The following is a 24,662-nucleotide window of genomic DNA, read 5'->3' on the forward strand; positions in this document are numbered from 1 at the left end:
AGATGGCCAGGTATTACGTCGGTCTCGCCAACACCCTGCACGACAGCGCCCTCGCCGTCGTCGGTCCGGACGGGCGGGTCCTGTTCGCAGAGGCGAACGAGCGCTTTCTCCAGAACAAGCGGTCGATCAATGCACCACCCGACCTCTTCTCACACGCCAGGGCGGTGATCGACGAGCACTGCGAACCGGACGCCGAACTGGTCGTCGCCCAGAGTTGGAGCGGCCGGGCGGTGCCGATCATGCAGCGGATGCTGGAACAGCTCAGGGGGGAGGAGCGGCAGCTGGTCGACGTGTTCGGCGAGGTCCCCGACTTCATGCGGACCCACTTCGCGTCGCGGGAGTACTTGTACGCGGCGCAGATCAGCGCGATCAACCAGACCGGTCTGACACTGAAGTACGAACTCAACCAGTCCGAGCGGCGGCCGTACGTGCGCTCCCTGCCGGTCCGTGCCTACGACCACCACCTCACGCACGCGGCGGCTGCCGCCTACACCAGCCCGTTCGACGAGGCCGTGTGCGGGGTCCTGGACGCACTCGGAGAGGGAACATCGACCGCGTGCTTCTCCTACCGGGACGGCAGGATCCAGCGCATCGACGACAATGCCGACTCGGTCGCGGGCAGCCTCGGCTTCTTCTACACCTTCGTGTGCGTCGTGTGCGGGTTCGGGCACCTCACCGGCGAGGAGTGGAAGGTGATGGGCCTGGCGGCGTATGGGAAGCCGCGCGCCGAACTCTACGAGCTCTTCCGGTCGATGATCGAGGTCGACGGCGTGGACATCCGGTTCGCCCGGGACCAGTCGCTACTGCCGATCTTCAAGCGCCTCCACGACATCCGGCGCCGGAGTGACGAGTCCCCGTTCGCCGCCGCCGACCTCGCGTACGCGGGCCAGCAGGTGTTCACCGAGGTGTACTTCGAGTTCCTGCGCAATTTGCGGGAGCTCGGCGGCTCCGACAACCTCGTCCTCGGCGGCGGCTGCGCGCTCAATTCCTCGGCCAATGGCCGCATCCTGGCCAACACCGGGTACGAGCGCGTCCATGTGTTCAGTGCGCCCGGGGACGACGGAAACGCCGTGGGTGCGGCGCTGCTCGCCCATCGCGAGGACCACCCCGACCACCCGGCGTCCGAGGGCGTCCAGTCGCCATACCTGGGCTCCTCGGTGTCGCAGGACACCCTCGACAAGCTGCGCACCTATGGGCCGCGGAAGCAGGCGCGGCTCGACCGGGACGAGCTGTGCCGGCGCGTGGCCCGCCATCTCGCGGACGGCAGGCTCGTGGGGTGGGCTCAGGGTAGGGCGGAGTTCGGGCCGCGCGCGTTGGGCAACCGCTCAATCCTCGCCGACGCCCGGGACCCGGGAATGAAGGACAAGATCAATGGCCGGGTCAAGTTCCGCGAGGAGTTCCGGCCGTTCGCCCCCTCGATCCTGCACGAGTACGGCGACGAGTACTTCGAGGACTACCAGGAGTCCCCGTACATGGAGCGCACACTCCGGGTACGCGAGGACAAGGCCGCGGAGATCCCCGCGGTCGTGCACGAGGACGGGACCAGCCGCCTACAGTCCGTGCGCTGGGAGACGAACGAGACGTACTACCGGCTCCTCGACGAGTTCCGACGCATCACGGGGGTTCCGCTCTTGCTCAACACGAGCTTCAACGTGATGAAGAAGCCCATCGTCCACTCCGTCGAGGACATGGTCGCGGTGTTCCACACCTCCGGCCTGGACGTCCTCGTCATCGGGGACACCGTCTTCGAGAAGTAGCCCCGGCGCCGTGTGGCGGGAGCCAGGGCCCGGTTCTTGAGGGGCGCCGCGCTTCCCGAATTCCACTCGGACGACAGATTGACGTTACTGAATAACATGTTAGTTTCTAACTATGGAAAGGGAAGCGAACCGGGACAAAGGGGTACGGACGCGCGCGTCGCTGCGCTCGGCGGCCTATCGGCTGTTCCTGGAACAGGGTTACGAGGGGACCACCGTCGCCGCGATCGCGGCCGAGGCGGGGGTCTCGCACATGACGTTCTTCCGCCACTTTCCGACCAAGGGCGACGTGGTCCTGCGGGACGAGTACGACCCCTGGCTGGAACGGATCGTGCGCGACCGCCCCGCCGGGGAACCGCCGGTCACCCGCATTCGGAGAGCGCTCACGAGTGCCGTCTCCCACGTGGCCGAGGAGGGGCGGGAGGCGCTGCTGCTGCGCACCCGCCTGATCCTGGACACCCCCACGCTGAGGGACCGGATGGCCGACAGCATGCGCGGTTCCCAGAAGGCGTTCGAGCGTGGGCTGTTCACACCGGACGGCGACACCACGGGCGCACCCCTCGTGGTCCGTGCCGTCGCCGCCGCATGTACCGCCGCGCTCACCGCCGCCCTGACCGAGTGGGCGGAGAGCGGTGGCACCGCGGACCTGACCGCCCTGATCGACGAAGCCCTCGGCGCCCTGGAGGGCGCGAACGTCAACCAAGGAAGCAGGCCATGACCGACGACGTCATCCAGGTGGCCGACCTGACCGTGCGCTATCGCGGCACCCAGGAGGCGGCCGTCAACGGGATGGAATTCTCGGTGTCGGTCGGCGAGGTGTTCGGGTTCCTCGGGCCCTCGGGCGCCGGCAAGTCCACCGTGCAGAACGTGCTGATCGGCCTGCTGCGCCGCTACCGGGGCGACGTCCGCGTCCTCGGCCGCCCGCTGGAGGAATGGGGCCACGACTACCATGAGCGGATCGGCGTGGGTTTCGAGTTGCCCGCCGCCTTCAGCCGGATGACCGCGCGGGAGAACCTGGCCGCGTTCGCTTCCTTCTACCAGGGGCCGACCGCCGATCCCGACCGTCTCCTCGACGAACTCGACCTCGCCGACGCCGCGGACCAGCGCGTCGGTACCTTCTCCAAAGGCATGCGAATGCGGTTGAACCTTGCCCGCGCGCTGCTCAACCGCCCCTCGATCCTCTTCCTGGACGAACCCACTTCCGGCCAGGACCCGGTGCGTTCCGCGCGCATGCGCGAGATCGTCCGTGCCGAGGCGAGCCGCGGCGCGGCGGTCTTCCTCACCACCCACGACATGCACACCGCCGAGGAACTGTGCGACCGTCTCGCGTTCGTCGTCGGCGGGCGAATCGTCGAGGTGGACACACCAGAAGCGTTCAAGCGGCGCCACGGGCGGGCAGGGGTGGTCGCGGAGTACGCGGAGGACGGCGACACCCGGCGAAGGGTGTTCGACGGCTCAGGCACGGACGTCGAGGAGCTGGTGAGGCTGCTTCGGTCAGGCGCGCTCACCACTCTGCACAGCCGAGAAGCCGCCTTGGACGAGGTCTTCGCCCAGGTCACCGAGGTCCGACTGTGACCGCCGCGGGGGTGCGGACGACGTCGGAACGCGAAGGTGTGTCCACGGTGCGCCGTCTGACGGCTGCGGCGCGGGCGGAGGTCCGGGCCGCGTGGCGGTACGGCGTGGTCGCTCTCGCAGCCGTGCTCGCCGTTCTGTGGTCGGTCATGCTGTTCGTGCTGCCCTCGGAGGGCGGCCAGCGGCTGCTACCACTGCTCCTGGTCATGGACACGGCCGGGTTCGGGGCTCTGATCGCGGTGGGACTGATGCTGTTCGAGCGCGTCGAGCGGGTGGACGTGGTGCGGGCGATGACGCCGCTGCGGCCGTGGGAGACGGTCGCGGCGCGTGTGGCCGTCCTGACCGCCCTGGCCGTGGTGATGGCGGTGCCCATGACCCTGGTCGCCGGGGTTCCGCTCAACCTTGGTGCGGTCGCGGCGGTCGTCGGCGGTGTCGCGATGACGTCGGTGCTGCTGATCGGAACGTGCCTGGCCCTGGGTGGCGGAGCCGCCACTCTCCCCGCGGCCTTCCTGCGGATCGCGCCCGGGGTCGTCTTGTTGATCGTGGTGCCTGCCCTGCACTTGACGGGGGTGGTGCGCACGCCGCTGCTCTACCTAGTGCCCAGCACCGCGGGTGCGGAGCTGGTGCGCGTGGGAACGGCGGAGGGCGCGTCGATGGACGCGTGGGCGCTGGCGGCGCTCGTCTGGGGTGTCGCGGGAATGGTGGCGGCCTGCGCGTGGGCGGCCCGGGGCATGGTTCCGTCCGTCGACGCGCCGCTGGGACGTCCGCGTTCGGTGACCCGGAGGGTTCCGGGGGGCAGCAGCGGTTCGGGAAGGACCGGCCCCGGCGCTGCTACGGCCCCTGGGCGGACCCGGAGCCGGTCACCGCTTGTGTCCTTCCTCCGCTTCGACCTGATGGCTGGGAGGCGTGACGCGCTGATCCTCCTTGTCCTGTTCGCACCGGCGTTCCTGGCTCTGCTCATCCGCGTGGCATACCCGCGGGTGTCGGCGTTCGTCCGGGACTCCTACGGGTTCGACCTGGCGTCGGCCGGGCCGGCGGTGTTCGCCGCACTGGTTCTGCTGCACGTCCCCATGATCGTGGGGTCGGTGATCGCGCTCCGGTTCATGGAGGACGTCGACGACCGCGCGCTGCTCGTACTGCGAGCGTCCCCCCTGCCGCTGCGCGGGTACATCGCCTACCGCTCGGGCGCGGCTGCGCTGCTGACGCTGGTCGGGCTCGCCGTCGCGGTCCCGCTCTCCGGGCTCGCCCCGCCGATGTCGGTGGAGCTCGTGGCCGCAGTCGTTGTCGCGGCCGCTGCGGCGTCCCTGTTCGTGTTGGCCGTCACAGCGATGTCGGCCAACAAGGTGGAGGCGCTGGTCGTCATCAAGGGGGTGAGCGCAGTGTCGGTGCTGTTGCCGATCCTCGCCTGGGCGCTGCCCGCGCCGCTGACCTGGGTGGTGCTGGTGGCGCCGCCGGGGTGGGCGCTGATGACGCTCCCCGGGTTGCCGATCTCCGGTCTCTCGCCCGTAGCGGCGGTGCTGGGCGGGTTGGTGTGGACGGCCGTCCTGTGCGTCGTCGCTGCCCGTCGCACCGAGGCGCGGCAGGAGCGGTGAGCCGGGTCCGGTGAACGCGGCCGGGCGTGACCACATCGGGGCCGGCGCGGACACGGTGACCGTCAGGTGTTGGCCGCGATCATCTTCGGGGCCACCGCGCACCGCCGTTTCATCGAGTGGAGCAGGGCCCGGGTCCGGCCAAGCTGCACCGGCTGGTGCTGGAAGAACTCGGCTTCCGCGGTCATGCTTGGACGAACGACTTTGGCGAGCTATGCCGCTGCACCACCTGATGACTCAAGTGACCCCTATCGCCGGACGCTCTTACATCGACGGGGCCGGCCTGGTGTGGGTGCTGATGGACCGGTATGGGCATGAACGGTCTCGCGGGAACGAGACGGGACGCGCGTGGGTCAGCCGGTGGGCCCTACGGGGTGCCTGACAGTCCCGCAGGCCAATGTCGGCGCGGTGGCGGACGCGGCCGCCCGGAGACACATACCCCGCTTCCGATAGGGTGGCTTGTGTCACAGCGGTTGGGGGCGGTGGAAACAGTGGTGGCCGAAACGGACAAGGTGCCCCTCGATAACATGCGCAAGGAAAGCCGATCGGTGCCGGGGGTGGCTGATCACCCACCGTTTCCCGGATGTCTCAGGGACACGCACGATCGAAGGAGTACCATGCCCTCTCTTGCCGGCAAGACTGCCCTCGTTACCGGGTCCTCCCGCGGGATCGGCGCCTATACGGCCAAGCTGCTCGCCGCGGACGGTGCGAACGTGGTGGTGAACTACCGCGAGAAGGCCCCTCGTGCGCGCAAGGTCGTGCAGGGGATCGAGGAAGCGGGCGGCCACGCCGTCGCGGTCGGGGCCGATCTCACCGACCCCGAGGCCGTGCGCGCGATGATGCGGGCCGCCGTCGACACCTTCGGCGGCCTCGACGTGTTGGTCCTCAACGCCTCCGGCGGCATGGAGCCCCACGTCGGGACCGACTATGCGATGCGTCTGAATCGTGACGCCCAGCTCGACACGCTGTTGGCCGGGGCCGAGCTGATGAGCGAGGGGGGCCGTGTCGTGTTCGTAACCAGTCACCAAGCACACTTCATTCGCGAGGTCGGGACGATCCCCGAGTACGAGCGTGTCGCCCGCTCCAAGCGCGCTGGTGAGGACGCCCTGATCGAGCAGATCCCGGTGCTCTCGGCGAAGGGCATCAGCTTCGTCACCGTCTCGGGGGACGTGATCGAGGGTACGGTTACCGCGATGCTGCTGAACTGGGCCCAGAAAGGCGCCCTCGAAGCGCGAAGCAAAGAAATCGGTGAATCCTACTCGGTGGCCGAGTTCGCCCAAGAGGTTACTGCGATGGCGACCGCGGACGTCGAGACCGGGCACGTGGAACTCGTCGGCGGCGCCGATGACTTCTTGGAGCAGATCAGCGCGAGCTGAGAGCGGTTGTGCGTGGAGCCGAGCAAGGGAACCCGGTCGGTCGCGAGGCTCGCCAGGACAGCGAGTACGTGTGATGCGGCACCTGCTCGATCTTCTGCTGGGTCCAGCCCCTGTCTGGGTGGTGACGGGTCGATGTCGGCCACGCCGCACCAAGGCCGACTGGGCCCACTGGTTTCCCGAGTCTGGCCCAGGCGAGAGTTCTTGCCCGGCACCTGCTTCGATCCGCTGGCCGCTCCGGTGATCAGACCGGCATGTCCCGGCGGCACAGGGCCCACACCCCCAGAGTGGTGAGCACCACCGCCGTGATGTTGCTTCAGTTCGGTGGACACCTGTGAGCTGGGATTTTACGTGGTTTCAGCCGGCTCAGCGGAGTCATTTCGGGCCCGCTGAGTGTGGCGACGTTCATACTCGACCGGGCTGAGCCGACCATTCGCCGAATGCCGACGCCACGGGTTGTAGAACCCCTCGATATAGGAGAATACCTCCCGCTGCGCATCCATCCGGCTGATGAAACGGGTGCGGTCGATCAGCCGGTGGATCACTTGCCGGCCTCCTCAAGCGAAGAAAGCCGTGGCCTTGCGCAGGATCTCGCGTTCCTCGCGCAGCTGAGCGTTCTCCCGCCGCAACCGGGCCAGTTCGGACTTGTCATCGCTGGTCATGCCGGGTTGTTCGCCGGTGTTGATATGTTCCTGGCGGATCCAGTTGCGGATGGTCTGTTCGGAGGGTTCGAACTCGGCCGCGAGTTGTTCGGCGCTGCGTCCGATACGAGCCGGCGATAGGATCTGCTCGCGGTACTCCTGAGGGTAGGCCGGTCGGGTCCTAGGCATGTTGAATCTCCTCGTTCAGTGGAAAACTATCCGAAAGTGGACATCTGTCTATCGGGCCGAACCGAAGCAAGATCAAGAGCAAGGTCGTGCGGGCTCTGTCGAACGATGCCCCGAGAGCTGACAGGAGTGAGCGATGAGCGCCCGTTTCCAGGAGCTGGACTGGCGGAAGACCCCGATGGGCGAACTCAGCCTTCGGCGTCGGTACGACCCCTTCTTCCGCGCCGAGGTCCATGAGATCAAGCTCGACGACGAATTCTTGATGTCCAGTCTGTTCACCGCGGCCGAGATCGAGTTGGCCCGCTTGGCACTGGCCGAGCTCCAAGGAACCAGTGAGCTTCGCGTCGCCGTCGGAGGGCTGGGCCTGGGATACACGGCTCAAGCCGTGCTCGAAAGCGCAGATATCGATTCCCTCGTTGTGGTGGAAGCGCTCGCGGAGGTCATCGACTGGCACCGGGAGGGGCTCCTCCCCGTGGGTCCGTCACTGACCTCTGACGCCCGGTGCCGCCTGGAACACGGCGACTTCTTCGCCACGGTCGACGCCGGCTCCGGACCTACTCCGAACTTGGGCACGCGGCCCTTCCACGCGGTGATCGTCGACATCGACCACTCTCCGCGCCACCTGCTCCATGCCGGCCATGCGGGTCTGTACACGGTGAAGGGACTGCGTCACCTCTCCGAACGCCTCCTGCTGCCGGATGGGATCTTCGCACTGTGGTCCAACGATCCACCGGACGAGGAGTTCACCGGTCTCTTGAGCGAGGTCTTCGCCGAGGCCCGTGCGGAGGTCGTCGCATTCCCCAACCCGTTGCAGGGAAACGACGCCTACAACACCGTCTATCTCGCCCGTTCCTGAACCCGCCGCTCACCGTGGATCCGATGACCGCTGCCACGGTCGAGCGACGGTCGGACACAGCGAAGGGCATGTGCCGGATCTCTCCGGAACATGCCCTGAACTGGTCATACTGTGTGGGCGATACAGGACTCGAACCTGTGACCCCTACCGTGTCGAGGTAGTGCTCTAACCAACTGAGCTAATCGCCCTGGGTGCAACTGGGAGGTGGAGACGGGATTTGAACCCGTGTAGACGGCTTTGCAGGCCGCTGCCTCGCCTCTCGGCCACTCCACCGAGTACACGTGGGCGGCCTGGACCGCACCAGCGTCTCCTCCGAGCGGACGACGGGATTCGAACCCGCGACCCTCACCTTGGCAAGGTGATGCTCTACCAGCTGAGCTACGTCCGCTTGCTTTCGGGCCCGACCTTCGATGTTTCTTCGGCCGTGCCTTGCTGCTGGTGAAGACTTTAGCGGAGATTCCACAGACGGCAAAATCGGTGGGGGAGAGGCTCCGGTGCGGCGATGGCCGGGGCGCTGGTGGGTACCCGGTAGCGTCCGCGTCATGCGGCCCGGGTAGGGCAGGGCACACCCCTGGAGAAGGAGGACTTGGCCGTGGTGGAGGAGTGCGGGGAGCACCGGGGGGAGACGTCCTGGTCACGGGCGCGCGAGCTCGCTCGGGGGCTGGGAGAGCGGCGGGGCTGCCCGGTGAGCGAGGCGCCGTTGGAGCGGGCTCTGGGCGGTCGATTGGCCGACGACCTGAAGGCGTTGGTGGGACTGCCCGCGTTCGACGCCTCGGCGATGGACGGGTACGCGGTGGCCGGTCCGTCCCCTTGGAAGCTGACCGGGACCCAGCTGGCGGGCACGCCCGTGGCCGGGCTGTCGTTGTCCTGCGGTGAGGCGGTGGAGATCGCCACGGGCGCGCGGGTGCCCAAGGGCGCCGAGTCGGTGCTGCCCTACGAGCACGCCGAGGTCGTGGACGGGCGGGTGAGCGGAGAGGCGTTGCCCGGGCGGCACGTGCGCTGGAGTGGGGAGGAGACCGCCCCCGGCGAGACCGTGCTGGAGGCGGGCGTGGAGGTGACCCCCGCGGTGCTGGGTCTGGCCGCTTCCTTGGGACACGACGTGCTTCCGGTGCGTCTTCCCACGGTGGAGGTACTGATCACCGGCGACGAGATCACCTCCGACGGGCTACCGGGGGAAGGGGTGGTGCGCGACGCCATCGGCCCACTGCTGCCCGGGGTGGTGTCCTGGGCGGGTGGCCGACTGTCGCGCACCCGCCACTTGGGCGATGGTCACGACGATCTGTACGAGGCGCTGAGCGGGTGCCGGGCCGATGTGGTGGTGGTGTGCGGATCCTCCTCCAAGGGTCCGGCCGACCACCTGCGCGCGGTCCTGACGCGGCTCGGCGCGGACGTGGTGGTGGACGGGGTGGCCTGTCGGCCGGGACACCCGCAGTTGCTGGCGCACACCGACGAGACCGTGTTCGTGGGGCTGCCCGGCAACCCGAACGCCGCGCTGGTCGCCGCCCTCACACTGCTGGTTCCGCTGCTGGCCGGGATGGTCGGCCGGGACGAATCGACGCTGGGTCTGGGGCGCGCGCCGCTGGTCGGCGAGGTCCGGGGCGGGGGCTCGGGACGGACCCGGCTGGTGGCGGTGCGCGTGGTGGACGGGCGGGCCGAGCCGGTGGGCCACGACCGCCCGGGGAGCCTGCGCGGAGCAGCCCTGGCCCAGGCCTACGCGGTGGTCCCGCCGGAGGGGCCGGGAACGGACGTGGAACTGCTGCGGCTGCCAGGGGCGTAGGTCATCCGTCCCCGGAACCCTTCGGCGCGGAATCGAGGACCTCGGTCGCCGATCGAGAGTGCGAAGAACCACAGGGGTCGGGCCCCGGGGGAGCGGTGAGCCCGCGGCCCCGCCCCGGGCGTCGTGGAACTACGCTCGGGTGCCCTCGGACTCGGTTTCGGACGCGCCCTCGGACTCGGACTCGTGCGTCACGGCCGGGGCCGGGGTCTCCACCGCCGGGTTGCCCCGTCCACGCAGCAGGAACCAGGCCTGCGCCGCGGCGGCCAGCACGATCACCACGGCGATCATCGAGGTCAGGTGCATGCCGTCGGTGAACGCGACCCGCGCGCCGTCCATCAGCGCCGCGCCCGCGCCACCGCCCACCTGGTCCGCGGCGTTGGCGGCGCCGCCCAGGGTCTCCCGGGCCGCCTCGGTGGCCGCGACCGGTACTCCGTCCACCTCGGTCAGTTGGACTCGGTAGAACGCGGTCAGCACACTGCCCAGTACGGCCACGCCCAGGGCACCGCCCATCTCGTAGGCGGTCTCGGAGATCGCCGAGGCGGCGCCGGCCCGCTTGGGCGGGGCCGCGGACATGATGGCGCCATTGGTCAGGGTCTCGGCGAAACCGGAACCCAGGGCGATCAGCGCGAACGCCGTGGCGGCCAGCACCACGCCACGGGTGACGTCGTCGGCGGGGGTGAACAGCAGGGTGGCGAACCCGCCCGCGGTGACCGTCAGGGACACCCCGAGCACGGTCGACAGACTCAGGTGGCGGGCCACCCGGGCGGCGACCAGACCGGCGACGACCGAGATCACCAGGCCGGGCACCAGGACGATGCCGGCGCGCATGGGCGAGACGCCGAGTACCAGTTGCAGGTACTGGGTGAGGAAGAACAGCGACCCCACCATCGAGAACACGATCATCAGGTTGGTGACCACGGCGACGCTGAACACCCGTGAGCGGAACAGGTCGACGTCGATGAGCGGGTCCGAGAGCCCCCGCTGGCGTCGGATGAACAGGTACCCCAGGGTCAGACCGACCACGAGGGAGGCGATCGAGGTCACGGCCAGGCCCTCGGAGGCCAGCTTCTTGATCCCGTACACGACGGGCAGCATGGCGCCGAGCGACAGCACCACGCTGACCAGGTCGATCCGGCCGGAGTCGGTGTTGCGCGACTCGCGCACCAGCAACGGCACCAGGATCAGGATGAGCGCCATCACGGGCAGGTTGATCAGGAACACCGAGCCCCAGAAGAAGTGCTCCAGCAACCAGCCGCCCAGGATCGGGCCCAGGGCCGCGCCACCGGAGAACCCGGACGCCCAGATCGCGATCGCGAGCAGACGCTGGCGCGGGTCCAGGAAGATGTTGCGCAGCAACGACAGGGTCGAGGGCATCAGTGATGCGCCCGCGATGCCCAGCAGGGCGCGGGCGATGATCAGCGTCTCGGCGTTGGGCGCGAAGGCCGCGAGGAGGGAGGCCACGCCGAAGGCGGCCGATCCCGTCATCAACAGGCGTCGTCGACCGATCCGGTCACCGAGCGAACCCATGGTGATCAGCAGGCCGGCCAGGATGAAGCCGTAGATGTCGACGATCCACAGCAGTTGACCGGAGGTGGGGCGAAGCGCCTCGCTCAGCGCGGGTACGGCGAAGCCCAGCACGGTCATGTCGACCGAGATCAGGACCACGGGCAGGACCAGGACTGCCAGTGCGGCCCACTCGCGCGGACCCGCGAGCGCGGGCGGGGCCCCGTCGCCCCCGTGTGCGCGGACGGAGTTGTTTCCGGTCTTGGCGGAGCTCATCATTCCCTCGTTAATCGGATCGCAGAGTGGCCCGGACCCCGAGAGGTCGACGTGTCCGGGAGGGAAGGGAAGTCTGGTCGACCGGTCGGGCCGCGTGGGACACAAAACCGGGACTCTTCAACCGTCCAACCGGTACAGTACCGTCCAGCCGGTACAGTGTCAATCGTGAGTACTTCGAATACACGTGAGCGCATCCTCGACTCGCTCCAGGACATCCTCGTCGGCGTCGGTTATTCCGCGGTGACCCTGGAGGCCGTGGCACGCGACGCGCAGGTGTCCAAGGGTGGCCTGCTGTACCACTTCCCCTCCAAAGCGGCCCTGATGAACGGGCTGGTCCAGCGGTTGGGCGTGCTGGCCGAGGCCGAGTTCAAGGAGGCGCGGGAGAGCGGAGAGGGCGTGGTGCGGGTCTTCCTGCGGACCTCGCTGCCACAGAGTCCCGAGGAGCGGGAACTGTACTGGGCGCTCATCGCGGCGCTGCGCAGTCACGAGGAGCTGGAGGAGGAGGCGGTCCGGCACGTGCAGTACCTGTTCGTGCACTGGCGCGAACTGCTGCACGAGGAGCTGACCGACCCCGTCCTCGCCGAGATCATCCTGCGGGCCGGCGATGGCCTGTACATGTCGGCGATCGCCGGCCTGGGCCGGCCCGATCCCGAGCTCACCCAGAAGATGATCGACCGCCTGGTCGAGGAGTCGGATCGGGTGCGTCGCCCCCGCTAGGGGACCCGACCGTCACCGGACCCGGTCCTCGAACACCTGCACCATTGGGAGCCGGATCCGCGTTCGGTCAGCCAGGCCACGGCCTCGTCGAACATGAGCATCAGCGTCGGAACGTCATCGGTGCCACCTCGGCGCAGCCGCATGGGCCTCTCCCGTGCTCGTGGGGGTCGTGTGCGACGGGTCCGGTGTGCGACGGGCGCGTCGAGGGAATGATGCCGGCCCCCGGTTCCCTTGCCGCCGGCCGTTTCCGGGAGCCGGGGGCCGGGACCGGAAGGTGACGATGTGGTGCTGTTCACGTGTCCCGGAACGTGGTTTACTTCCCAGTAACTTCGTTGCCGTAGTCGGGCTCCGTGCCGGTCACGGGCCCGCTTACCTGGTGAGGTGAGGTGTGCACTACCTCGACGAGTGGGGTGTGCCGGGTCGACCCGGGGACCGCTTTTCGCGAGACTGTTCCCACCTCGCCGGGGTGTCCGCGAGGTGAGAACACGCAGACGGGAAAGCGGGGGTCGGATGCACAGGCTCACCAACCAGGTACGACCGTACGCCTGGGGAGCGCGGGCCGCCATCCCACGCCTGTTGGGCACCGAGCCCGACGGCACGCCCCAGGCGGAATTGTGGCTGGGCGCCCACCACGGCGCACCCAGCACCGCGCACTGCCTGGACGGCTCCAAGTCCCTGCCCGACCTGATCGCCCGGGACCCGGACCGCGTGCTCGGCCCGGAGACCGCCGAACGCTTCGGTGCCCGCCTGCCCTACCTCCTGAAGTACCTGGCGGCGGAAGCGCCCCTGTCCTTGCAGGTCCACCCCGACGCCGCCCGCGCCCGCTCCGGGTACGAGGCCGAGGAGAGCGCCGGGATCCCCGTCGACGCCCCACACCGGAACTACCGGGACCCCCACCACAAACCCGAGCTCCTGCTCGCCCTGGAACCGTTCGACGCCCTGTGCGGTTTCCGTGAACCCGCCGCGACCCACGCCGACCTGGTCGGTCTCGGCTCCGACCTGGCCGTGCGTCTGTGCGAGGACCTGTCGCACCCCGACACCCACACCGCGCTGCGCGCCGCCCTGACCCGCCTGCTCAGCCTCCCCGACGTCGACCGATGTCGGATGATCGACGAGTTCGTCGCCGAGTGGGTCGAACGCGACCGTCCCTGCGCGCACGCCGAGATCGTCGCCGACCTGGCCGCCCGCTACCCGGGCGATCCCGGGGCGATCGCCGCGTTGCTGCTGAACCGGCTCACCCTGTGGCCCGGCCAGGCCCTCTTCCTTCCCGCGGGCAACCTGCACGCCTACCTCCAGGGCACCGCCGTGGAGGTGATGGCCAGCTCCGACAACGTGCTCCGCGCCGGCCTGACCGGCAAACACGTCGACGCCCCCGAGCTGCTCGACGTGGTGGACTTCTCCGTCCTGCCCATCCCCTACGCCCGACCCGACTTCCTCGATGGACGCCGTGAGTTCCGCCCGGCCGCCCCCGAGTTCGCGTTGCACGAGATCGGCCCCGGCCGGATCACCGCGCACCTGCCCGGGAACGGGCCCACCGTGATCCTGGTCCTGCGTGGCGACGTGGAACTGGTCGCCGAGGTCGGCGAGGGCGTCACCCTGCGCCGCGGTGAGTCGGTGTTCGTGCAGGCCGACAGCGGGCCCATCAAGGTCGAGGGGCACGGTCACGTGATCGCCACGACCGTCGGGTCGTACTGAACCATTCCGGCACGTCATCGCGTTCCGGGACGAGTGCACCGACAACACCGATAACGTGGGCCTCGCATTTCACAGCAGCGAGAGGGGACCCGTTATGGCGCTTGAGCGTCCGGAGATCGACTTCATCGAGGGCCCGCCGCCCGCCGACCTGGCGATCACCGACATCCAGGTCGGCGAGGGCGAGCAGGCCGGCCACGGCAGCACCGTCAGCGTCCAGTACGTCGGCGTCGCCCACTCCACCGGTGAGGAGTTCGACGCCAGCTGGAACCGCGGCGAGCCGCTCAACTTCCGTCTGGGGTCCGGCCAGGTCATCTCGGGCTGGGACCAGGGCGTCATGGGCATGCGCGTGGGCGGCCGCCGTCAGCTGGTCATCCCGTCGCACCTGGCCTACGGAGAGCGTGGCGCCGGCGGCGTCATCAAGCCGGGGGAGACCCTGGTGTTCGTGGTGGACCTGGTCGGCGTCAACTGACACGCCAAGGGCCCGTGGCGCGTTCGGTCGCGTCACGGGCCCTTGCGTTTCCCGCTTCCCCTACCCGAGGGTTGCGCCCACCTTCACGTGGCCCTTGAGCAGGTCGCGGGCGATGGTGCGGCGCTGGATCTCGTCGGTGCCCTCGAAGATGCGCAGCAGCCGGACGTCCCGGTAGAAGCGTTCGATGGGTAGCTCGCGGGTGTAGCCCATGCCGCCGTGGATCTGCATGACACGGTCGACGATCTCGTTGGCCTTGACCCCGCCGAACAGCTTGGCGATGGACTGCGCGTGCCGGGAGTCCTTGCCCTGGGAGACCTGCCAGGCGGCGTGCAGCACCAGCAGGCGCAGCGCCTCGATCTCGGTCTGGGAGTCCGCGATCATCCACTGGATGGCCTGCCGGTCGGCGATCGGGGCGCCGAAGGTCTCGCGGGTCTTCGCGTAGTCGATGGCCATGCCGAGCAGCCGCTCGCAACCGCCCAGGGCACGGGCCGGCAGCAGGTAGCGCCCCTTGCCGATCCACTTCATGGCCAGCGCGAAGCCCTGGCCCTCCTCACCGAGGATATTGGCGTGCGGGACCCGCACGTCCTGGAAGATGAGCGAGGCGGGGCGGCGCTCGCCCATGGTGTCGATGGGCTCGGAGGTCCAACCCATGTCACGGTCGACGAGGAAGCAGGTCACGCCCCCGTTGGCGCCCTTCTCGGGGTCGGTGACGGCGAACACCAGGGCGAAGTCGGCCTCGTTGCCACCGGTGATGAAGGTCTTCTCACCGTTGATGATCCACTCGTCGCCGTCGCGAACGGCCTTGGCACGGATGGCCTTGGCGTCGGAGCCGGCACCGGGTTCGGTGATGGCGAAGCAGGACTTGCGCTCGCCGGCGATGGTCGGCAGCAGGTAGCTCCGCTGCTGTTCCTCGTTGGCGTGGTAGAGGATGTTGTCGGCCTCACCGCCGAACTTGAAGGTCAGAAAGGACCGACCGAGTTCGGTCTCGATGAGGGCCTCGGTGACCGCGTCCAGGCCCATGCCGCCGTACTCCTCGGGGGTGGCCACACCCCAGAAGTCGGACTTGCGGGCCAAGGCGCGCAGCCCGTCACGTTCCTCGGCGTTCAGACCGGGCGGGTGGCCCTCGCGTTCGCGCCGCAGGACGTCGTTCTCCAGCGGCACCAGTTCCCGCTCGACGAAGGTCCGCACCCAGCTCTGGACGGCGCGCTGCTCCTCGCTCAGTGAGAAATCGATCACGGCTGCTCCCCAATAACCTAACGCTGTTCGGTTCTTTGAGGGTACGGCGTGCCGGGCCCTCCTCGCAAGGGCGTAACCGAACACTGTTAGGTCGAATCGCCGTCACCGGCCCGCCCCACCGCGCCCGCGTGCGATGATCGGCGGATGCCGCGGCCGGACGGGCCGGTGGCGGCGCAGCGTAGAAGGAGAGCGTTTCCGTGGCCCGACCCAAGACTCCGCTTCTGAGCAAACCGGCCATCCGGCAGGCCGCGCTCACGCTCATCGACCGGGACGGCCTGGAGAAACTCTCCATGCGCAGGCTCGCCCAGGAGTTGGACGTCCAGGCCGCGTCGCTGTACAGCCACTACCGGACCAAGGAGGAGCTGCTCAGCGACGTCGCGAACGAGGTCATCGCGCACGTGGACGTCAGCGAGTTCGGGGGCGGGGACTGGCGTGCCGGGCTGGCCGCCTGGGCCCGCTCCTACCGGGCCGCGCTGGACGAGCACCCGAACCTGCTGCCGGTGATCGCCTCCGGGCCCGGGCGCCGGGAGGAGGCGCTGCGCCGCGCCGACGCCGTCCACGGCGGACTGGTGGGCGCCGGGTGGCCACCGCGCTTCGCCACGATGATCGGCGCCTCCACCAAATACCTGGTCGTGGGCGCCGCCACCCACTCCTTCGCCCGCGGGTTCGACGACGACGTGCGCGTCTACCAGGACCGTTACCCCAACCTCTCGCAGGCCCACCGGTTGGCCGAGGTCGCCGCGGAGATCGACGAGGACAGCTTCGAGCTGGCGCTGACCGCGTTCTTGGACGGTCTGACCCCGGTCTTCGAGAAGGTCCGAGTGGAGCCGGCCGAGACGTCGGAGGGCTGAGTCCTCAGCCGCGCACCGGCGCCTGGGCGTCGATCCAGGCGCACAGTTCGTCGAGCGCCGACTCGACGCGCTCGCCGTCGCCGGTGATCAGGTGATCGGTCTGCAACCCGGAGAACGCCGAGTTCAGCAGGGTGGCCAGGCGCGACGCTCGCGGTCCGGGGACCCCGCGCAGGACCAGGCAGGAGGCGACGAACTCCGCTCGCCCGCGCACGAACCCCACCCCGGACGCGGGTAGGCGGTCGGCGGCGGCCAACCCCTCGATCTCGCGGATCAGCCGGGTCATGGCGAGCTCGTCGCCCAGGTTGCGCCGCCAGGCCTGCCGGACGATGTCGCCGACCGGGATCGCCGGGTCCTCCCAGCCCCCGGTGTCGAGCAGGGCGCTGTGCTGGCGTTCGTCCAGGCGTTCCAACACCGCCGTGACCAGGGCCTCCCTGTCGGCGAAGTGGTGGGTGAGTACACGGGTGCTCCGCCCCAGGCCTTGAGCCAGACCACGCAGTGTGAACCCGGTGACCCCGGTGTGCGCGAGCTGGTCGATGACGGCGTCCAGCACCTCGCGGCGTCGTGCGGGGTCGGCCCTGCGCGGCATGTGCACCTCCTTGGCACCCACACCTTGGCACACGACGTTAAGGTAACAACTGTTACCTTTATTTCATGCGTGCCCCACCCCTCTGGCTCCTCGCCCTGACCTTGGCCGCCTTCACCGTCCAGACCGACGACTTCGTCATCATCGGCGTCCTGCCCGCCCTGGCCTCCGACACAGGGGTCTCCGAAACGGCCGCCGGTCAACTGGTGACGGTGTACTCGCTCGTGTACGCGCTCACCGCGCCGCTGTGGGCGCTCGCCCTGGCCCGCACACCCCGACGCCGTGCCCTCGTGAGCGCGCTGGTGGTGTTCGTCCTGGCCAATCTGGCCGTCCTCGCGGTGGAGGACCACTCGACCCTCATGGTGCTGAGGGTGGTCGCCGCCTTGGCCGCCGCCGTGGTGCTGCCCCTGGCACTGGCGGTGGCGAGCACCCGCGCCCCCGAAGGGGAACGAGGCCGCTACCTGGCCACGGTGATGATCGGACTGACCGGGGCGGTGCTGTCGGGGGTGCCCGCCGGGACCTGGATCGGTGCCGTGGCCGGTTGGCGCGCCACCTTCGTGTTCTGCGGGTTGCTGGGGCTGATCGCCTTGGTGCTGATCCTGTGCGCCCTCCCCGGGAACGACCCCGTGCCCGAGGAGACCGGCGGACGCGCTTCCGGTCGACCTCGCCTCGACCCGGTCGTGACGGGGCTGCTCGTGGTCACCGTGCTGGTGGTGGCGGGCAACCTGGGGTTCCAGACCTATCTGGCGCCCTTCCTCGCCGGTCTGTCCGAGGTCGAACCCCGGGGCCTGGCCTTGCTGTTGGCGGCCTCCGGGGTGGGCGGGGTCCTGGGCACCCGGTACTCCGGACGGCTCATGGACAGGTCCGGGCCTCGGCGCGCGCTCCTTCTGGCCGGCGGGGGCTTCTGCCTGACCATGGTGGTGTTCGCGTTGCTGTGGCCTCTCGCTCCGGTGCCGGTCGCGGTGACCGGGGCCCTGCTGATGTGCTGGTCGTCCGCGGCCTGGGCGATGCCGCCCACCCTCCAGGCCCTGGTTCTGGACCGGGTGGCCGCCGACGCGGCGACCCGGGTCCTGGCCGTGCTCAGCAGCGCCGTGTACGTGGGCGCCGCGCTCGGCGGGGTGGTGGGCGGCGCGGCCATCGCCCACGGCGCCGGTCTGGTTCCGGCCATCGCCGCGCTGGTGGCCGGCACGGGCCTGGCCTTGGCGCTGCCGCTCCTGGCGTCGGTCAGGAACCGGTCGGCTTGATCTCCTCGTTGGTGGCCAACGCTCCTCGTTCCAGCTGGTCGAGCAGACCGCCCCCGTTCGTGGGCAGCGACTGTCGCGCGATCTCCTTGCCGTAGCGGATGCGGGTGAAGGTCTCCGGAAGTCGACGCTCCAGCCTGCGGTAGGCGATCCGGCCCAGCAACCAGGCGACCGGCACACCGTTGAGCAGGGCCACCGGCACCGACCACCACGGCGATCCCTGGAAGGCACCCCACACGAGGACGGCCAGGGTCGGCGACGACAGCAGCGGGACGGCGAGCATCATGATCCATACCTGCGTCTGGTTGTCACCGGTGTCGTTGGCGTCCACCCGCTTGTGCGGATCGACCCCCGGGGTCACGGTCACCACCGACAGCAGGGCCGCCAGCCCGTTGCTCACCCCGACGAACACCAGTAGGCAGGCGAGCACGTAGGGGGCCGCCCAGTACTCACCGGAGACGACGATGGCCGCCGCGCTCAACAGGGTCGCCAACGGGGCGATGAGCACGGCGATGGCGATCTGTCGGCCGCGAACCTCCTCGCGCAGGGTGTCGCGGCCCTGCCCGACCACGGTCAACCACAGGGCCGTTCCGTCGTGCCCGTACATGTTCGCCCCGCCCATGCCCATGATGAGCACCGCGAACACCCCGGAGAACAGCATGACCTGGGGGATGTCGGTGAGCAGTCCCAACAGACCGATGAACAGGCCCGCGTACAGGGCCGACCTCAGTTCCAGGCCGCGCCAGGGGTCCCGCCACCAGGAACGCAGTTCCTTGCCGACCACCGCGCCCAGCGGAGTGTCCGGCAGCCACGAACGCCGGCCCTCCAACACCCGGGAGCCCAACGGCCGCGAGCGTCGACGCACACCGCGCGTGGACACGCTCGGCGCCAGCAGACGCCCGGTGACCAGTACCGTCACCACGGTCAACGAGGCGAACGCGCCCAGCCACGCGAAGGCGACCGCCCACGAACCCGAGGCCGCCGCGTCCACGGCCAGCACCGGCCACGAGGTCGGCAGTACGGACAGGACCGTCGCGGCCGTCCCCCCGAGGCCCTGTTCGGTGAGGTTGCCCGCCGCGACGAACGCCGGCTGCACCGCCACCCAGCCGAAGAACAGGCCGGCGACGATCAGTCCCCACTGGACCGAGGCGATCTCCATGCCGATTCGGGAGTGCATCGCGGCGCCCAGCGCCCGGAACACCAGCCGGCCCAAGGAGACCGAGAACACCACCAGCGCCAGCATGCCCAGCAGGCCCAGGAAGAGGGTGGCCGGGTCCGAGGCGTAGGCGTGCCAGGCCAGGGCCGCGGCGGACACCAGCGTCATCGCCGGGCCGAACCCGACGAACATGGTCACCAGCAGGCCCATGCCCACCCGGTTCCGGTCCAGCGGCAGGAGGGTGAAGTACTGCGAGCGCAGCACCCCCACCCCGTTGGTGATGGTCGGGCCCAGGATCCACGAACCCGCCCACACGGCCAAGGCCAGCATCAGCAGGTTCGACCGCACGGCGTCGGAGGCGGCGGCCACGGCCAGGAACCAGGTGGCCGCGGTGCCGCCCACGAGCAGGATCACCGTCAGCCACCGGGTACCACCGGTGGTGTGCCGGCCCAGGGTGAACTTGAGTCGGATCAGGAGCTCAACCACGCCAGGTCCCCCTCTCCGACCTCGCGTGCGCCGACCAGCCGCACGAAGGTGTCCTCCAGGGTCGCGTCCGTCCCCCGGACCTCGCCGAGGGTGCCGTCGGCCAGGACCCGACCGTCGGCGATGATCGACACCCGGTCGGTGAGCTGTTCGACCAGCGCCATCACGTGGCTGGAGATGACGACGGTCCCACCGCCGTCGGTGAACCGCCGCAGGATGGCGGTCAGCACCCGCGCCGACACCGGGTCCACTGCCTCGTACGGTTCGTCCAGGACCAGGACCTGCGGTGCGTGCAGCAGCGCCGTGGCCAGCCCGATCTTCTTGCGCATACCGGTGGAGTACTCGGCGACCAGGACCCCGTCCCGTTCGGCCCGATCCAGTTCCAGTACCTGGAGCAGCTCCTTGGCGCGGGTACGGGTGAGGTCGCGGCCGAGGCCGCGCAGCCGCCCCCAATAGTCGAGGAGCTCACCGGCGGTGAGCCGTTCCGGCAGGGAGAGGCCGTCGGGCAGTACGCCCAGGTGCCGCTTGGCTTCGACCGGATCGGTCCACACGTCCACACCCAGGACCCGCGCGGTCCCGGAGTCCGGGCGCAGCAACCCCACCGCCATCGACAGCGAGGTGGTCTTGCCCGCGCCGTTGGGCCCGACCAACCCGAGCATCGTGCCGCGAGGGACGGCCAGGGACACCCCGTCCGCCGCCCGGGTCTCGTTGAAGGTCTTGGTCAACGCGTCCAGCTCCAGGGCGGGCACGTCGCCCTTCCGTGCTTCCGTACTCGTCATGTCTCTCATCCTGGGCGGGGACCCGGCCCGCGCGCATCGGCCGGACGGACATCGGCGCCCGGTCGGGTGGACAGGCGGAGCCGTCGGATCGACGCGTCCGCCGGCCACACGATCGAGGCCCGTCGACGGTCGGCCGTTCTAACCTGGAGTGGACAGTCACAGCACACCGTGAGGGAGAAGGCGTGGAACCCGGCCATCGCAGTCGCCGTAGCCGCCGCGACGTGGTCGTGGACTCCCTGCTGACCGTGTTCGCCGTGCTCTACGGACTGCTGGGTTTCGCCGGTTACGGCGGGGACCTGCATCCCGCCGACCGTGTGCCCGACTGGCTGCTGTGGCTGGACCTGGCTTTCCTGCCGGCCTGCTGTGCCGCCCTGTGGTGGCGACGTTCCCATCCGGTCACGGTGGCCCTGGGCGTCACCCTGGTCTCGGTGTTCTCGGTGTCGGCCGTGGGCGCGCTGGTCGTCGCCCTGACCTCCCTGGCGGCCTACCGGCCCTTCCCTCGGGCCGCCGCGATCACCCTGCTGGCCATGGTGCTGTCGCTGCCCTGGGTGGTGCTGGTCCCGATCGACGCCGGAGGCTCGATCGTCACCATGGTGACGATCGTGGTGATGCTCAGCGCCTGCCTGGCCTGGGGCACCGCGATCCGATCCCGACGCAGCCTGGTCGAACGTCTACGCGAGGACGTGCGCCGCGAACGACAGACGCACGAGGAACGTCTGACCGCGGCCCGGGTCGAGGAACGCCGCCGCATCGCCCGGGAGATGCACGACGTGATCGCCCACCGCATGTCCCTGCTGTCCGTGCACGCCGGAGCACTGGCCTACCGCACCGAACGGGCCGAGGCCGGACGGGCCGCCCCGCTGGAGGCCGCAGAGGTGGGTTCGGCGATGCGGGTCATCCGCGACAACGCCCACCGGGTCCTGGACGAACTCGGCGACATCCTCGACGTGTTGCGCTCGGGCGACCTGGTCGGGGAAGGTGCGGGGGAGGAGGACCGCTCCGCCCCGCCGCCGCGCTTGGACGACCTGTCGCGGTTGGTGCGCGAGGCGGTCGACGTCGGGGAACGGGTCGTGTTCGACCTCGACCTTCCCGAGAGTCACCGACCCCGCGAACAGGTACAGCGGACCGCCTACCGGATCGTGCAGGAGGGGCTCACCAACGCCCGCAAACACGCTCCCGGTGCGCGTGTCGTGGTCACGGCGGCGGGAGGGCCCGGACAGGAGTTGGTGATCGTGGTGAGCAACGTGCTGCCGATGGGGCTGGTGGCGCTGGAACTTCCGGGCGCCGGGGTCGGCCTGGCCGGACTGGCCGAACGGGTACGTCTGGACGGGGGCCGCCTGGAACACGGGCCCGCGCGAGGCCGGTTCCGCCTGGTCGCGACCCTGCCCTGGCCCACCGAGGAAACCGGGTCCGAGCGGCCCGGCGACGCTACGCGGAACGAACATCGGAAGGTGACATAGTGGCGGCCGATACCCCGATCCGGGTCCTGCTCGTGGACGACGACGCCCTGGTCCGTTCCGGACTGCGCATGATGCTGTCCGGGGACGGTGACATCACGGTGGTGGGCGAGGCCGCGGACGGGGCCGACGTGTGCGGCGCGGTCGCCGAGCATCGGCCCGACGTGGTCCTGATGGACGTGCGCATGCCGGGGGTGGACGGAATCGCGGCCACCGAGGCACTGCGTTCGGGCGACGGCGCCGGACCGCAGGTGCTCGTCCTCACCACCTTCGACGCCGACGCCACCGTGGTGCGTGCGCTGCGCGCCGGGGCCGCCGGCTACCTGCTCAAACACACCGAACCGGAACGGATCGTGGAAGCGGTGCGCAGGGCCGCGGCCGGCGAACCGGTGCTCTCGCCCAGTGTCGCGCGGACCCTGATGGACCGGGTGGCGGGGCAGGACCCGGCCGAGGGGGCCCAGGCGCCTCGCCGCAGGGAACGGGCCCGCGCCCGGTTGGCGCTGCTCAGCGACCGAGAACGGCAGGTCGCCGAGGCCGTGACGGTGGGGTTGTCCAACGCCGAGATAGCCGAGCGGCTGTACATGTCGATGGGGACGGTCAAGGCGCACGTGTCCAGCGCCCTGACCAAGCTGGACCTGAACGGACGGATCCAGTTGGCGCTGCTCGCCCACGACGCGCTGAGCCCGGACTGACCGGTCCCGGAGGAATAGCATCGTCTCCGACGAGACGTTCGACCGAGGAGGTTGCACCCATGGCCGAGAACCGTGTGCTCTGGGCGAAGAAGGTCCCGCAGGTCTACAAGAAGCTCGACGAGGTCGACCAACTCCTGGCCGAGCACCTCGACATCACCGTCCTCGAACTGATCAAACTTCGTTCCTCGGTGCTCAACGGCTGTGCGTACTGCGTGGACCTGCACACCCGGCGGGCGCTCAAGGAGGGTGAGTCGCAGCAGCGCCTCTTCCTGGTGCCCACCTGGTACGAGGCGGGCGAGATCTTCACCCCGCGCGAGCGGGCCGCCCTCGCCCTCACCGACGAGATGACAGAGATGGGCGAGCACGGGGTGTCCGACGAGACCTACGACGAGGCGGCCGAGCACTTCGACGAGACCGAACTCGCCGCCCTGATGTCCGCCATCGCGATGATCAACCTCTACAACCGACTGGCCGTGACCGGCCGGCTGCACGTCAAGAAACGCTGAACCGGTCAGAGGTCCTGGCCCGGGACCCGGCAGTGCCCGGCCCCGTACTCCAGGGCGGCCAGGGTCATCTCCACCACCCGGGCGCGCTGCTCGGCGAGCCGGTCGACGTCGACGAAGGTGCGCAGCGCGCCCGGGACCAGGGAGGCCAGGGAACTCTCCACCAGGGGGTTGGTCAGTCGGGTGCGCAGTGAGGCCACCGTGCCGGGCCACCGGGCCTCCAGGACAGCGCCGTCGGCCACCGCGGTGTGCCAGACGGAGGTCAGGTACGGCTCCGGGATCACCCCGGACAGGCCACCGTGGTGCGCCTTCAACCCGGTCGCCAGGTCCTCTTCCGAAACACCCCAACCGGCGAGGACCGCGGCCAGTGGTCGGTGCGCCTCCGGGACGTCGTGGTCCAGGTCGACCAACACCGGTGTGCCGAGGTTCCAGCGCAGGAACGGCAGGGCCCGGGGCGGTTCCAGGATCCCGCCCCGAGGGTGCACCGGCCCGGAGGCGAAGCAGACCGATCGCCGCGGCCCCTGCCCGTCGTTGCCGACCAGGCTCGGGTGGTCCTCGTGTTCCACCGGGTTGGGCATCGCCACCAACGGTGAGAGACCGCGCTCCCGCATGAAGCGCAGCACCGCGCGGTCGCCCGGTACGCCGGAGAGCTCGGTGACCTCCAGGAAGCGGGCCAGCTCCACGGAGAGCTCCCGTGGCAGGGCCAGCGCCACGATGGGTGCGTAGGGGTTGACCACCGGGACCGCGCCGACCCCGGTGAACACCGCCCAGCGGGCCAGGACGGCGGTGCGCGAACCCCATTCGACGAACAGGGACACCGGTGACTCGGGATGGGCGGCCAGGATGGCCCCCAGGGTGCCCGCGAACCCGTCGGCGAGACGGGCGTCGTCCTGTAGCACCAGATGGTGGTCGGATCGGTGCAGGGCGGCGGCCCCGAACGCCACCCGGGCACTGCGCAGGGCGGTGGGCGGCCCGTCCGGTTCGGGGTCGGTCGCCACCCCCGCCCGTGGCAGACCGGTCCGTTCCGCGATGAGAGCGGCCCGTTCGGCGCGGTCGGGGTGGGTCATCACCGCGGCGGACACGGAGGGAGGAGGCGCCGAAGCGCTGTTTCGGGGGGAGACCATGCCCTGATCCTAGTTTTCCCGGATCGCCTCGCACAGGGAACCGCCCCGTTCCGGAACCGGCGGAACGGGACGGAACCAGATCGCGGTCAGCCGGCGGACTGGCGGCGCGGGCCGTTCTGCTCCGGGGAGGGTGTGGGGCGGGGCGTGGT

The 24,662-nt window shown here is 69.9% G+C and carries 24 protein-coding genes, 3 tRNA genes and 1 pseudogene; 16 read left to right on the plus strand and 12 right to left on the minus strand.

Annotation, left to right across the window (positions count from 1 at the left end; genetic code table 11):
• Window positions 1-2: 2 nt before the first annotated feature.
• The 6 genes and pseudogenes from BQ8420_RS01920 to BQ8420_RS01940 all read left to right on the plus strand — a co-directional run bounded on the left by BQ8420_RS01920 (window position 3) and on the right by BQ8420_RS01940 (window position 6,291).
• Entirely contained in the window at window positions 3-1,757 is a 1,755-nt protein-coding gene (locus tag BQ8420_RS01920; RefSeq protein WP_087096052.1) for a carbamoyltransferase C-terminal domain-containing protein, read from the plus strand.
• 112 nt (window positions 1,758-1,869) lie between these two features.
• On the plus strand, window positions 1,870-2,472 hold the full coding sequence (locus tag BQ8420_RS01925) for a TetR/AcrR family transcriptional regulator (protein ID WP_200815751.1): 603 nt from the start codon (window positions 1,870-1,872) through the stop codon (window positions 2,470-2,472).
• Entirely contained in the window at window positions 2,469-3,329 is an 861-nt protein-coding gene (locus BQ8420_RS01930) for an ABC transporter ATP-binding protein (protein WP_087096053.1), read from the plus strand. Before BQ8420_RS01925 ends, BQ8420_RS01930 begins: the two co-directional genes overlap by 4 nt.
• A gap of 47 nt (window positions 3,330-3,376) precedes the next feature.
• A complete protein-coding gene (locus BQ8420_RS01935) occupies window positions 3,377-4,918 on the plus strand; it encodes a hypothetical protein (protein WP_235005870.1) in 1,542 nt (513 codons plus the stop codon).
• Window positions 4,919-4,957: 39 nt separating this feature from the next.
• Window positions 4,958-5,100 (plus strand): annotated as a pseudogene (locus tag BQ8420_RS32170) (IS5/IS1182 family transposase); the annotation flags it as partial.
• 309 nt (window positions 5,101-5,409) lie between these two features.
• Window positions 5,410-6,291 carry an SDR family oxidoreductase gene (locus BQ8420_RS01940; protein ID WP_200815752.1) on the plus strand — a complete coding sequence of 294 codons (882 nt, stop codon included), beginning with the start codon at window positions 5,410-5,412 and terminating at the stop codon, window positions 6,289-6,291.
• A 344-nt stretch (window positions 6,292-6,635) separates the two neighbouring features.
• On the opposite strand, the gene BQ8420_RS01945 is transcribed toward BQ8420_RS01940, so the two are convergent.
• Complete coding sequence (locus BQ8420_RS01945; RefSeq protein WP_369825463.1) at window positions 6,636-6,833, minus strand: IS3 family transposase; 198 nt, start codon at window positions 6,831-6,833, stop codon at window positions 6,636-6,638.
• Between the two features lie 12 nt (window positions 6,834-6,845).
• A complete protein-coding gene (locus BQ8420_RS01950; protein ID WP_087096055.1) occupies window positions 6,846-7,118 on the minus strand; it encodes a transposase in 273 nt (90 codons plus the stop codon).
• 133 nt (window positions 7,119-7,251) lie between these two features.
• Between BQ8420_RS01950 and BQ8420_RS01955 the strand changes: the two genes are divergently transcribed.
• Window positions 7,252-7,971, plus strand: coding sequence for a spermidine synthase (locus tag BQ8420_RS01955; protein WP_087096056.1), 720 nt, complete (start codon window positions 7,252-7,254; stop codon window positions 7,969-7,971).
• A gap of 114 nt (window positions 7,972-8,085) precedes the next feature.
• On the opposite strand, the gene BQ8420_RS01960 is transcribed toward BQ8420_RS01955, so the two are convergent.
• From BQ8420_RS01960 to BQ8420_RS01970, 3 genes are all read right to left on the minus strand, one after another.
• A tRNA-Val gene (locus tag BQ8420_RS01960) sits at window positions 8,086-8,159 on the minus strand.
• A gap of 14 nt (window positions 8,160-8,173) precedes the next feature.
• Window positions 8,174-8,244, minus strand: a tRNA-Cys gene (locus BQ8420_RS01965).
• 42 nt (window positions 8,245-8,286) lie between these two features.
• Window positions 8,287-8,359 (minus strand) — tRNA-Gly (locus tag BQ8420_RS01970).
• 204 nt (window positions 8,360-8,563) lie between these two features.
• Between BQ8420_RS01970 and BQ8420_RS01975 the strand changes: the two genes are divergently transcribed.
• A complete protein-coding gene (locus BQ8420_RS01975; protein ID WP_087096076.1) occupies window positions 8,564-9,748 on the plus strand; it encodes a molybdopterin molybdotransferase MoeA in 1,185 nt (394 codons plus the stop codon).
• 129 nt (window positions 9,749-9,877) lie between these two features.
• On the opposite strand, the gene BQ8420_RS01980 is transcribed toward BQ8420_RS01975, so the two are convergent.
• Window positions 9,878-11,527, minus strand: a complete 1,650-nt coding sequence (locus BQ8420_RS01980; protein ID WP_087096057.1) for an MFS transporter — start codon at window positions 11,525-11,527, stop codon at window positions 9,878-9,880.
• A 165-nt stretch (window positions 11,528-11,692) separates the two neighbouring features.
• On the opposite strand from BQ8420_RS01980, the gene BQ8420_RS01985 reads away from it, so the two are divergent.
• Complete coding sequence (locus BQ8420_RS01985; RefSeq protein ID WP_200815753.1) at window positions 11,693-12,244, plus strand: TetR/AcrR family transcriptional regulator; 552 nt, start codon at window positions 11,693-11,695, stop codon at window positions 12,242-12,244.
• Here BQ8420_RS01985 and BQ8420_RS01990 read toward each other — a convergent pair.
• Window positions 12,241-12,387: a hypothetical protein gene (locus tag BQ8420_RS01990; RefSeq protein WP_235005871.1), complete on the minus strand. Its 147-nt coding sequence runs from the start codon at window positions 12,385-12,387 to the stop codon at window positions 12,241-12,243. The two genes, BQ8420_RS01985 and BQ8420_RS01990, sit on opposite strands and share 4 nt — an antisense overlap.
• 367 nt (window positions 12,388-12,754) lie before the next feature.
• On the opposite strand from BQ8420_RS01990, the gene manA reads away from it, so the two are divergent.
• Both manA and BQ8420_RS02000 read left to right on the plus strand, forming a co-directional pair.
• A complete protein-coding gene (manA, locus tag BQ8420_RS01995; RefSeq protein ID WP_087096059.1) occupies window positions 12,755-13,939 on the plus strand; it encodes a mannose-6-phosphate isomerase, class I in 1,185 nt (394 codons plus the stop codon).
• Between the two features lie 94 nt (window positions 13,940-14,033).
• Window positions 14,034-14,408 carry an FKBP-type peptidyl-prolyl cis-trans isomerase gene (locus BQ8420_RS02000; RefSeq protein ID WP_087096060.1) on the plus strand — a complete coding sequence of 125 codons (375 nt, stop codon included), beginning with the start codon at window positions 14,034-14,036 and terminating at the stop codon, window positions 14,406-14,408.
• A gap of 60 nt (window positions 14,409-14,468) precedes the next feature.
• Here the strand turns inward: BQ8420_RS02000 and BQ8420_RS02005 are convergent, their stop codons facing one another.
• Entirely contained in the window at window positions 14,469-15,644 is a 1,176-nt protein-coding gene (locus tag BQ8420_RS02005) for an acyl-CoA dehydrogenase family protein (protein WP_087096061.1), read from the minus strand.
• 197 nt (window positions 15,645-15,841) lie between these two features.
• Here BQ8420_RS02005 and BQ8420_RS02010 point away from each other — a divergent pair, with 197 nt between their 5' ends.
• Window positions 15,842-16,495, plus strand: a complete 654-nt coding sequence (locus BQ8420_RS02010; RefSeq protein WP_087096062.1) for a TetR/AcrR family transcriptional regulator — start codon at window positions 15,842-15,844, stop codon at window positions 16,493-16,495.
• A gap of 4 nt (window positions 16,496-16,499) precedes the next feature.
• On the opposite strand, the gene BQ8420_RS02015 is transcribed toward BQ8420_RS02010, so the two are convergent.
• The gene (locus BQ8420_RS02015; RefSeq protein ID WP_087096063.1) at window positions 16,500-17,081 is read right to left on the minus strand and encodes a TetR/AcrR family transcriptional regulator; all 582 of its coding nucleotides are present in this window, start codon (window positions 17,079-17,081) and stop codon (window positions 16,500-16,502) included.
• Between the two features lie 65 nt (window positions 17,082-17,146).
• Here BQ8420_RS02015 and BQ8420_RS02020 point away from each other — a divergent pair, with 65 nt between their 5' ends.
• Window positions 17,147-18,322, plus strand: coding sequence for an MFS transporter (locus BQ8420_RS02020; RefSeq protein WP_087096064.1), 1,176 nt, complete (start codon window positions 17,147-17,149; stop codon window positions 18,320-18,322).
• On the opposite strand, the gene BQ8420_RS02025 is transcribed toward BQ8420_RS02020, so the two are convergent.
• Both BQ8420_RS02025 and BQ8420_RS02030 read right to left on the minus strand, forming a co-directional pair.
• Window positions 18,303-19,961 carry a hypothetical protein gene (locus BQ8420_RS02025; protein ID WP_087096065.1) on the minus strand — a complete coding sequence of 553 codons (1,659 nt, stop codon included), beginning with the start codon at window positions 19,959-19,961 and terminating at the stop codon, window positions 18,303-18,305. The two genes, BQ8420_RS02020 and BQ8420_RS02025, sit on opposite strands and share 20 nt — an antisense overlap.
• Window positions 19,946-20,737 carry an ABC transporter ATP-binding protein gene (locus tag BQ8420_RS02030; RefSeq protein WP_087096066.1) on the minus strand — a complete coding sequence of 264 codons (792 nt, stop codon included), beginning with the start codon at window positions 20,735-20,737 and terminating at the stop codon, window positions 19,946-19,948. Before BQ8420_RS02030 ends, BQ8420_RS02025 begins: the two co-directional genes overlap by 16 nt.
• Before the next feature lie 182 nt (window positions 20,738-20,919).
• On the opposite strand from BQ8420_RS02030, the gene BQ8420_RS02035 reads away from it, so the two are divergent.
• The 3 genes from BQ8420_RS02035 to BQ8420_RS02045 are packed head-to-tail and all read left to right on the plus strand — an operon-like array spanning window position 20,920 to window position 23,392.
• Window positions 20,920-22,197 (plus strand): sensor histidine kinase, encoded by a 1,278-nt coding sequence (locus BQ8420_RS02035; RefSeq protein ID WP_087096067.1) that lies wholly within the window; start codon window positions 20,920-20,922, stop codon window positions 22,195-22,197.
• On the plus strand, window positions 22,194-22,886 hold the full coding sequence (locus BQ8420_RS02040) for a response regulator transcription factor (protein ID WP_087096077.1): 693 nt from the start codon (window positions 22,194-22,196) through the stop codon (window positions 22,884-22,886). The genes BQ8420_RS02035 and BQ8420_RS02040 overlap by 4 nt, the downstream gene beginning before the upstream one ends.
• Before the next feature lie 59 nt (window positions 22,887-22,945).
• Window positions 22,946-23,392, plus strand: a complete 447-nt coding sequence (locus tag BQ8420_RS02045; RefSeq protein ID WP_087096068.1) for a carboxymuconolactone decarboxylase family protein — start codon at window positions 22,946-22,948, stop codon at window positions 23,390-23,392.
• 5 nt (window positions 23,393-23,397) lie between these two features.
• Here BQ8420_RS02045 and BQ8420_RS02050 read toward each other — a convergent pair whose 3' ends face one another.
• Complete coding sequence (locus BQ8420_RS02050) at window positions 23,398-24,513, minus strand: hypothetical protein (RefSeq protein WP_087096069.1); 1,116 nt, start codon at window positions 24,511-24,513, stop codon at window positions 23,398-23,400.
• Window positions 24,514-24,662: the final 149 nt, after the last annotated feature.

The organism is Nocardiopsis sp. JB363, assembly GCF_900143625.1.
In the GTDB taxonomy this organism is placed as follows: Bacteria; Actinomycetota; Actinomycetes; order Streptosporangiales; family Streptosporangiaceae; genus Nocardiopsis.